The organism is Arthrobacter sp. H35-D1 (assembly GCF_030063185.1).
Lineage (GTDB): Bacteria > Actinomycetota > Actinomycetes > Actinomycetales > Micrococcaceae > Specibacter.
The window spans coordinates 42820-52091 of record NZ_JASISP010000027.1; the positions used below are offsets into that span (position 1 = coordinate 42820).

Consider the following 9272-nt stretch of genomic DNA (forward strand, 5'->3'; position numbering starts at 1 on the left):
CCAAATGGAGCTCGGATTTCCGCGCAGGCTCTGCTGCAAATGGCGTGCACTGGGAGGTCCGCCGAACGGATCAACTGCAGGCAATCGCTGATGCATGGAAGACCCCTTTCCACAGTGCCGAAGCCGTGGGCAACACCGCCGGGGCTGGGGCAAATGCACCGCTTGCAAGACCTAATTTTGACCTTAGTCACATCCCGGCAAACGGTCAAGGGATCGCTTTGAGCCACGAAGTTGATCCATGACATAGGCTCGTGGAATGGGTGTCTGTCTCATTGTTGCCCTCTCGAAGAGGGCTAACGTTGAAGTACGACGGCGGCTGCAACGCCACCACCGGCACCAGGGCAAGCGGCACTCCGGCAAGTGCCTGGCACGATGCCGTGTTTGAGGTTTGCGGGTGGGACTACCGGGTTGCACGGATCAATGCGTGCCGCGGCCTTCCGCCTTGCCTCTCGCCTTGCCCCGGACCCAACCAATGCAAACGGATGCTGCGACCAGGCCTGCCCCAATGCCGGCAAACCAGGGCCATGGCACTGCGTTCCCCGGCCCCCGGTAGGTGGTGCGCCCTGTTTGACGTGCCCACGCAACCGGGTCCGGTGGGGCCGTGGATTGTTTCTCCGGGACTTCCAAGTACGTCTCGCCGTCGTCTTCCGTGTACATGATGAGGCCGGGCCTGTCTCCGTCTGGAACAAGCCTGCCCGAAGCGTCGCGGCCGGTCATCGTATGCATGACGGTGCCTCGGCGATTCCAGCTGACATGAATTCTGACGGACCCGTCCTCCTGTTTGTCGACCTCGGTGACAATGTCCTTTGCAGGCGCTCCCATGCCACGGAGCCTGTCCTGGTACGAGCCCACCAACATGGCCAGCCTCGTTTCGGTCCAATCGTCCGGGCCGAAGTGGACGGAGATTTCCACTGGATCGTTGCTGGAACCCATCATCACCGTCTCCGGATCTATTCAGTGGGCGTCATTGCCCAAGGGCTGGGGGATTCCAACACCGTTCAGGCCGCCTCTTCCTCGCGCCCGTCATGCTGGAATGGCCTTTCCTGCAAGCCGTCCACCGTCTTTTCTTCAACGGTACGATGCGCTTGTGGCTGTGGCAATGAGGCTGCTCCGACCGGCCGAATTTTCCTTGACAAAGTGGCGTGTATCACTCTATAACTGGCATATAGCAGTTGCTGCCCCGGACCCGGTAGCGCCTTGAGCGAGCTACATCTGAGGGGTCCACATGCATCTATGGCCAGACGAGCATAGGGCCCGTGGCACCGTGGACATCAGTTCCACCCATCGCTTCATGAGCACTCCATCGAATGCGGATTCAGCTGTCTTTGTCGTGACACCGCGTGAACGTGCGATCCGCTACTCCTTCACCTCCAACGCCACGCCGCAAGCACGGCTGGCTTCGCAGCACCACAACCGAATGGAATGTGATCCAAATGAACGTACTAGTCATCGCCATAGCAGTGATTGCAATCATCCTGCTCTTCGTTGGAGGCTTCTCCACCGCCGTTCATTGGCTTTTGTGGGTGGGGATCGTCCTGTTGATCATCGCTGCCATTGTGTGGCTGCTCCGTTTCATTGGCGGGCGCAAGAGTTCCTCGGTCTAACAAGCCGCCATTCAAGGCTGTCCCCAAGCCGAAGAAGCCCGGTGGTTGCGTTTGCCGGAACCCTATGCAGCTTGGCAGTGCAGCCGTGAACTCCAGCCCGCATTTTGGTTTCAGCTCACTGCTGGCCACCACAGGCGTTGATGGCCCGTGGTGCAGCGAATGCGGAACGGACGAATACATTTTGATTGAATCGCTTGAGGCGGTCCGGCCTTACCGCAGCTGTCGTTTGGAAATAAGCTACACATGCATGAATTGTGATGGTTTTTACGGTCATTCGGTCGGCAGAGACACTCTCCCACCGGCAATTCTCAACCAGTTTCGCATCGCGTCAAGAGCTGCCTGTGCAGCTCTGCGCTGACGTCGGCTCCTGCCGCAGGCTACGCTGCTGACTTCCGACTGGTGCCCGGCACCGTCATGGACGCGGAACTTCCTGCCCTGTTGGTGCGCGATTGCGCACAGTCGCTGTCAGTGACAAGTGCTGGGATCGTTTCGATGGTTGAAGGCAGACCCATCGGGACGCTCGCCGCCACCGACGGGCCTGCCAGGGTCCTTGAGGAGCTTCAATTTACGCTCGGGGAGGGGCCATGCATTGACTCCGCGGAACTGGGACGGCCGGTATTGCAGCCCCAGTTGGAACTTACCGCGCCCTCACGCTGGCCAGGATTCGCGGTCGGTGCCCTTGCAGCTGGTGTCAAAGCGGTATTCGCGTTTCCATTGCAGATCGGCGAAATTCTGCTGGGCGTGATGGATTTGTACCGCGATGCATAGGGAGACCTCGACAGCGGCGACCTGGAAGCGGCATTGGCTTTTGGCGATGCTGCCGTGGCCGTTCTGCTCTACTTGCAGGCCGGCGCGGGCCCCGGCGCCGTTCATCCGGCAGTAGCCGCCAGCGTGGCTGAGAAAACCGAGGTACATCAAGCCACGGGCATGATCGCGGGACAGCTGAGGATATCGCCGGCACAGGCGTTGGCCGTGCTGCGCGCCCGCTCCCTTGCCTCTGAGCGACCGATTCTGGCCGTGTCTCGCGACGTCCTTGCACGCATTCTTGATCTTAGCGATTGACGAAGTGTGCGGACAATATCGCGGTTGGGGAAATGTCGGCGGTCGTTGAAAGGAGTTGCGCCACCGGGCGAGCGGCAGTGAACAGCAATCAGGAGCGTGACCAAGACAGGTGTCCACGGTTCGACTGTTGCAGGAACGTTCCCAGAGGGAACAATCGGTCTTGGCCGAGCACCTACCAAGGGCACTCAACAACAGAGCAGTGATCGAACAGGCCAAAGGGATGTTGGCCGGAAATAGCAGTCTGTACGTCTGCGTTGGGTTCACCTTGATGAAGCCATACATCCGTGCTTTCTGCTCGTCCTTTCTACTTAGTTTGGCGAGCTCGCTGCGAGACGCCCCCACACGTCGGGGATCCGGCTGGCAAGCATTCCGGCATTGAACGGCTCCCGTACAGGTGTGCTGCTGGCCAGTTCGCCGTGCAATGCCACCGCGAGCGCGGCGAACGCAGCATAGTCGGGCGGTGACGGTGCCATGGCCAGCAAGGCAACGAGAATCCCAGCCAGGGTGTCCCCGCTTCCGGCGGTGGCAAGACGCGCAGTTCCATTGGCTTGGGTGAAGGCAGTGCCGTCTGGTGCTGCCACGACAGTTGTAGGCCCCTTAAGTAGCACGTTTGCACCAAATACTTGTGCGGCCTTGCGAGCCGCGGCCAGCGGCGCGGCCTCGATGCCGTCTCGGTCCAGCTCAATGCCGCAGCGCGAAAAAAGCGTGCCAAGCTCCCCGGCATGCGGGGTCAGCACAAGCAGGGCGTTTTTTCCTCCGACGTCCGGACACACGAGCGCCAGGGCAGCTGCATCAAGCACCGTGGGCACGCCCGACTCCATGGCTTCACGCGCCCGCCCCAGCTGCCGGTCATCCCCGTCGATCCCCGGTCCGGCCAGCCAGGCCTGGACCCTGACATCCGGCGGAGCATCTTGCGAACACACGACTTCCGGGTTTCGCACATGAATGGCTGCAGCCACTGGGGCCGGCCCCAGATACCGCACCATGCCGGGCCCACAGGCGGACGCCGCAGCAGCTGCCAGCAGCCCCGCACCCGGGTACTGCCCGGAGCCAGCAATGATCCCAGCCACGCCGCGCGTGTATTTCTGGTCGGTTGCGTCCGGCGCTGGCAGCAGTGCGGCAATATCCGCCGATTCAAGCCGGAGCACGTCGGCCTCTCCAAGATGGGGCCCGAGCCCCAAGTCAACAAGGCTGACTTCGCCACAGAACTGCTCACCCGGGGCGGCAACGAGCCCCGTCTTGTAAGCGCCAAAGGTGACAGTCAGGTCTGCCCGCAACACGGGGCCGCGAACTTCGCCCGTGGTGGCGTCAACGCCGCTGGGCAGGTCGCAGGCCACGACGACCGGCCGCGCGCCTGCGGACAGCTGCTCCAGCTTGGCCACGATCCCCGCCGCCGGCTCCCGAAGTCCTCCCCTGCCCCCCGTGCCCAGCAACCCATCAACCACGATGTAGGACGTTCCGGCTTCTGCTAGAAAGTCGGCCGCCGCGCGGGCAGGATCGGCCGCGTCGGCAAGAAGGGAAATACACCGTCCGCCCTCGCCCTGGAAAGCAGCCAGTGCGTCGGGATGGGTTCGGCCGCCGGTGAGCAGCGCCGTCGTGCGTGCACCGCGGGCAGCAAGCCAGGCGCCGGCAAAGAGAGCATCGCCCCCGTTGTTGCCCGGACCAACCAGCAGCACCACCTTGGCCCCGTACACCCCGCGTCCCCGGGTGCGCAGCATCGCGGCGACGCCCCTGGCCAAACCGTGCGCTGCCGTGCGCATGAGCTCCGGGCCGCGCCCGGCGGCCAGCAGGGGTGCTTCGGCGGCGCGGACGGCGGCGGCCGAGTAGGCGCTGATCATGTCAGCTTTCGGCGATGACCATGGCGGTGGAAATACCGCCGTCGTGGCTTATGGAAAGGTGCCAGTGCTTGATGCCCTTGGACTTGGCCACTGCCGCCACAGTGTCCTTGACGTTGATGGTGGGGCCGTGCTCGTCCAGGCCGATCCAACAGTCCTGCCAGTTCATGCCGGCCGGGGCACCCAGCGCCTTGGCCACCGACTCCTTGGCGGCAAATCGCGCCGCCAGGGACTGCGTGTTCAGGCCGCGTTCGGCCGGCACAAAGAGCCTGTCGAGCAGCCCCGGCGTCCTTTCCAACTGGCGCCCGAACCGTTCAATGTCAACCACGTCCACACCAATGCCAATAATCATGACCCCAGCCTATCCCCACCCGCTCCCACGCAGTGAAGCGGCAGCCGGCGAGACCGGTGTTCCCGCAGGCCGCGTCAGGGAGACCGTAAGTCCGCTTGCGGCCGGCGGTCGGAAAGCGGCCGAGGGTATGCCGGTCCCGACGCAGGATCCGCAGCTATTCCACGGTGACGGATTTGGCTAGGTTGCGCGGCTGGTCCACATCGTAGCCCTTGGCCGTGGCAAGCTCGCAGGCAAAGATCTGCAAGGGCACGGTGGTCAGCAGCGGGGCCAGCAGCGTGCTGGTTTCCGGAATGTAAAATACGTGCTCGGCGTGGGCGCGCACAGATTCGTCGCCTTCCTCGGCAATCACAATGGTTTTGGCACCGCGTGCCCTGACTTCCTGAATATTGGAGACCACCTTGGCATGCAGCGAATCACGCCCGCGCGGGGACGGCACCACCACGATCACCGGCTGGCCTTCCTCGATCAAGGCAATGGGTCCGTGCTTGAGCTCTCCTGCAGCAAAGCCCTCGGCATGGATATATGCCAGCTCCTTGAGCTTCAAGGCCCCCTCCATGGCCACCGGGTAGCCCACGTGGCGGCCAAGGAACAGGACCGTGCGGGTGTCTGCCATGCTGCGGGCCAGTTCCTTGATCTGCCCCGCATGGTCCAGAACACTGGCGATCTTGGCCGGCGTCTTGGCCAGCTCGGCCAGAATATCCTTGATCTGCCCCTGAAAAAGATTCCCGCGCAATTGTGCCAAATAAAGGCCCAAGAGATACGCCGCCGTGATTTGGGCAAGAAACGCCTTCGTTGAAGCGACAGCAATTTCCGGACCCGCGTGCGTGTACAACACGGCGTCGGACTCGCGGGGAATCGTGGAACCATTGGTGTTGCAAATGGAAACCGTTGTGGCTCCTTGCTCCTTGGCATAGCGAACGGCCATCAGCGTGTCCATGGTCTCCCCCGACTGGGAGATGGACACGATCAGCGTGCGGTCATCAACAATGGGATCCCGGTACCTAAACTCGTGCGACAGCTCCACTTCCGTCGGAATCCTGCACCAATGCTCAATGGCATACTTCGCCACCTGGCCTGCGTAGGCGGAGGTGCCGCAGGCCAGCACTATGATCTTGTTGATGGTCTTGAGCACCTCCGGGGCAACACGGAGCTCATCGAGAACAAGGTTGCCTTCGACATCGCTGCGGCCCAAAAGGGTCTGGGCCACCGCGTCGGGCTGGTCGTTGATTTCCTTTTCCATAAAGGAGGGGTAGCCGTCTTTCTCGGCAGCCGCGGCGTCCCAGTCGACTTTGTATTCCTTGCCCACGCCCGGCGCTCCGTAAAAGTCCGTAATTTCCACGCTGTCGGCAGTGATCGTGACCACCTGGTCCTGGCCCAGCTCAACAGCCCTGCGCGTGTAGTCGATGAATCCGGAGACGTCGGAACCCAGAAAGTTCTCGCCGTCCCCCAACCCCACCACGAGGGGCGAGTTCCGGCGGGCCGCCACCACGACGCCGGGCTCCTCTGCGTGGGTGGCCACGAGCGTGAAGGCACCTTCCAATTGCTGTGCTGTCAATTGCATCGCATGGGCGAGGCGACTGCCCGACGCCCGCCCCTGCGCACCGAGGTCGCCAGTCTCCCCGCCCATGCCCCGGAAGATATCCCCAAGCAGCGTGGCCGCAACTTCGCTGTCGGTCTCGGAAGCGAAGGAGTACCCGCTGTCCAGAAGTTCGGCCTTGAGCACCGAGTAGTTTTCAATGATGCCATTGTGCACCACGGCCAGCGCGCCGCCGTCCACCACGTGGGGATGGGCGTTGGCGTCCGTGGGGCCGCCGTGCGTGGCCCAACGCGTGTGGCCGATGCCTGTCATGCCGGTCGGCAGCGGGTTCTGCTCCAACTCTTCAAGCAATCTGGCGAGCTTGCCGCTGCGCTTGCGGACCTCCATGCCACCGGCACCTGCAACGGCAACACCTGCTGAGTCGTAACCCCGATATTCCAAGCGGCGCAGCCCCTCAACCAACACGTCGAGGGCGCTGTGGCCTGTTGCTGAAGCAGTTCCTTGAGCCGGGGCGGTACCGGCGTATCCCACAATTCCACACATGAAAATCAATCATAAACCCCGGGCGCTTCACAGGACGTTCTACGTCCTATCGTGGAACTTCTGCTGAAAATGAGTCACCCGTCAAGCGGCCCCCCAGTTCCGTCGTTTCCCACCCCGCCCCAAACAAGGCAGAATTGAAAGTGTGACAGCGCAAAGAACTGAGTCCGGCAGCAGCATCAGCGCCTCCCCTTTTGTGGAGCTGGACCGCCAGACCTGGTCCCGTCTGGCAAATAAGATTGAGCAGCCCTTGGACGAGGCCGACGTCCAACGCCTCCGTGGTTTGGGCGACCAACTGGACATGCGCGAGATCCATGACGTTTATCTTCCGCTTTCACGGCTCCTGAATTTGTACGTGGGCGCTGCCGGACACCTGCACAGCGCGACCACCACCTTTTTGGGCGAACGCGGCTCCCGCACCCCCTTTGTCATTGGCGTGGCCGGGTCGGTGGCTGTCGGCAAGTCCACCACGGCCCGCGTGCTGCGCGAGATGCTCCGCCGCTGGCCCGACACCCCCAATGTGGAACTTGTCACCACCGACGGCTTTCTCTACCCCAATGCCGAGCTGGAGCGCCGGGGGCTCATGGGCCGCAAGGGTTTCCCGGAATCCTACGACCGCCGCGCTCTCCTGCGATTTGTCAGCACTGTCAAGAGCGGCGCCGATGAAGTCCGCGCCCCCATGTACTCGCACCTGACCTACGACATCCTGACGGACAAGGAGGTTGTTGTCCGGCGCCCCGACGTGCTCATTGTGGAGGGCTTGAATGTGCTGGCCGCCGCCCGCCCCCGCAGCGACGGCCGCTCAGGTTTGGCCGTCAGCGACTTCTTCGACTTTTCCATCTACGTCGATGCGAAAACCAGCTACATCGAGCAGTGGTACATCGAGCGTTTCCGGTCCCTGCGCACCAGCGCCTTCGCTAATCCGGACTCCTACTTTCGCCGCTACGCCGACCTCTCCGACTCCGAGGCAACAGCCACCGCATCCAGGATCTGGAAGAACATCAACGAACCCAACCTGGTCCAAAACGTGCTGCCCACCCGCGGCCGCGCACAGCTGGTGCTGACCAAGGAGGCCGACCACTCCATTCGGCGCATGCTGTTGAGGAAGGTCTAGTGCCGGTTGTCGGCTTTCACCAGGCCCGCCGTCCCCGCCAAACGCACCGCGCCCGGATCAAGCGCGAACTTTCCTGGCCCCGGCCAGGCGGCATAGCCCTCTCGCTGGCCGGAGCAGCGATCATTTTCTCCGGCGCCCAGGCACTTGCCCCGGGCGTGGACCCCGGACTGCCCTCCCCCGCCGCTGCACCCGCCCACTCACTGACGACGCCGGACACCTCCGCAGGGCCTGCCCGGTCTTTCGCTTCAACCCAGTCAAGCGCGTCACCTGCCGAAACGCAGTCAGGGGCAACTCCATCACGGCCCGCACAACAGCCTTCCAAGGGACCGTCAACGCTCTCGGGCGCGGGCAGCTCCCCGTCACCCATCACCGGCACGGCCGCTGCCCCGCTGGTGGCTGGGGCCGCAGCCGATTCACCCCTGCAAAAGTTGTTTGAGTCGGGAAACGCCACCCCCAAGGACCGGGCCCTGTGGGACATCAACGATCCGGGCAGCCCGCTGGCGCTTGTCAACAAGCGCCGCCCGCTCCATCCGGAAGCTTATGTGCCAGCGAACTTGGTGGTGCCCGCCGTCGAGGCAGGCTCGGCAGAACCTCCCCTGCTGCGCGCCGATGCCGCCGCCGCCGCTGAACGCATGTTTGCCGCCGCAGCGGCCGACGGCGTCCGCATCACCATCAAGAGCAGCTACCGATCCTTCGACACCCAGGTCTCGGTCTACAACGGCTATGTAGCCAACAAGGGCACAGCTGCCACAGATACCACCTCTGCCCGTCCCGGCTTCTCGGAGCATCAAACCGGGCTGGCAATGGACATTGGCGATGCCAATGCCGGAACGGCCTGCGACTTTTCTTCCTGCTTTGCCTCCACGGCTGCCGCCCGGTGGGTGGCAGCCCACGGGGCCGACTACGGTTTTGTGGTGCGCTACGCCCCGGGCGAGGAGTCCGTCACCGGATACCTGGCCGAGCCGTGGCACCTGCGCTATTTGGGCATCACTGTGGCCAGGGACATGGACGTGCGCGGCATCCACAGCTACGAAGAGTATGCCGGTCTTCCCGGAGCTCCCGATTACAAATAAAAAGATGTCAAAGAATATATTAATGAGTTTGTGATCTCTCGGGACATCGGTGACAGTTCTGCCTCAGGACTTTGGTGACACTTGATGTCTCAGGACATCGGTACCGCTTCGCGTCCTTAGCTTGAGCTGCGGAAGCGGGCACGGGCTTGGCTGAT

9 protein-coding genes are annotated in these 9272 nt (G+C 62.9%); 4 read left to right on the top strand and 5 right to left on the bottom strand.

Annotation, left to right across the window (positions count from 1 at the left end; genetic code table 11):
- Window positions 1-417: 417 nt before the first annotated feature.
- Entirely contained in the window at window positions 418-936 is a 519-nt protein-coding gene (locus QMG25_RS18300) for a hypothetical protein (RefSeq protein WP_283462503.1), read from the bottom strand.
- Between the two features lie 497 nt (window positions 937-1433).
- Between QMG25_RS18300 and QMG25_RS18305 the strand changes: the two genes are divergently transcribed.
- Window positions 1434-1604, top strand: a complete 171-nt coding sequence (locus QMG25_RS18305) for a hypothetical protein (protein ID WP_283462504.1) — start codon at window positions 1434-1436, stop codon at window positions 1602-1604.
- A gap of 648 nt (window positions 1605-2252) precedes the next feature.
- Here the strand turns inward: QMG25_RS18305 and QMG25_RS18310 are convergent.
- Window positions 2253-2522: a hypothetical protein gene (locus QMG25_RS18310; RefSeq protein WP_283462505.1), complete on the bottom strand. Its 270-nt coding sequence runs from the start codon at window positions 2520-2522 to the stop codon at window positions 2253-2255.
- Window positions 2523-2531: 9 nt separating this feature from the next.
- On the opposite strand from QMG25_RS18310, the gene QMG25_RS20650 reads away from it, so the two are divergent.
- A complete protein-coding gene (locus QMG25_RS20650) occupies window positions 2532-2666 on the top strand; it encodes a hypothetical protein (RefSeq protein ID WP_502866445.1) in 135 nt (44 codons plus the stop codon).
- 308 nt (window positions 2667-2974) lie between these two features.
- Here the strand turns inward: QMG25_RS20650 and QMG25_RS18315 are convergent, their stop codons facing one another.
- The 3 genes from QMG25_RS18315 to glmS all read right to left on the bottom strand — a co-directional run bounded on the left by QMG25_RS18315 (window position 2975) and on the right by glmS (window position 6933).
- On the bottom strand, window positions 2975-4504 hold the full coding sequence (locus tag QMG25_RS18315; protein ID WP_283462506.1) for an NAD(P)H-hydrate dehydratase: 1530 nt from the start codon (window positions 4502-4504) through the stop codon (window positions 2975-2977).
- A gap of 1 nt (window position 4505) precedes the next feature.
- Complete coding sequence (locus tag QMG25_RS18320; protein ID WP_283462507.1) at window positions 4506-4853, bottom strand: holo-ACP synthase; 348 nt, start codon at window positions 4851-4853, stop codon at window positions 4506-4508.
- A 154-nt stretch (window positions 4854-5007) separates the two neighbouring features.
- Window positions 5008-6933, bottom strand: coding sequence for a glutamine--fructose-6-phosphate transaminase (isomerizing) (gene glmS / locus QMG25_RS18325; RefSeq protein WP_283462508.1), 1926 nt, complete (start codon window positions 6931-6933; stop codon window positions 5008-5010).
- Between the two features lie 133 nt (window positions 6934-7066).
- On the opposite strand from glmS, the gene coaA reads away from it, so the two are divergent.
- Both coaA and QMG25_RS18335 read left to right on the top strand, forming a co-directional pair.
- Window positions 7067-8044 (top strand): type I pantothenate kinase, encoded by a 978-nt coding sequence (gene coaA / locus QMG25_RS18330; RefSeq protein ID WP_283462512.1) that lies wholly within the window; start codon window positions 7067-7069, stop codon window positions 8042-8044.
- A complete protein-coding gene (locus QMG25_RS18335; protein WP_283462509.1) occupies window positions 8044-9117 on the top strand; it encodes a M15 family metallopeptidase in 1074 nt (357 codons plus the stop codon). The genes coaA and QMG25_RS18335 overlap by 1 nt, the downstream gene beginning before the upstream one ends.
- Window positions 9118-9272: the final 155 nt, after the last annotated feature.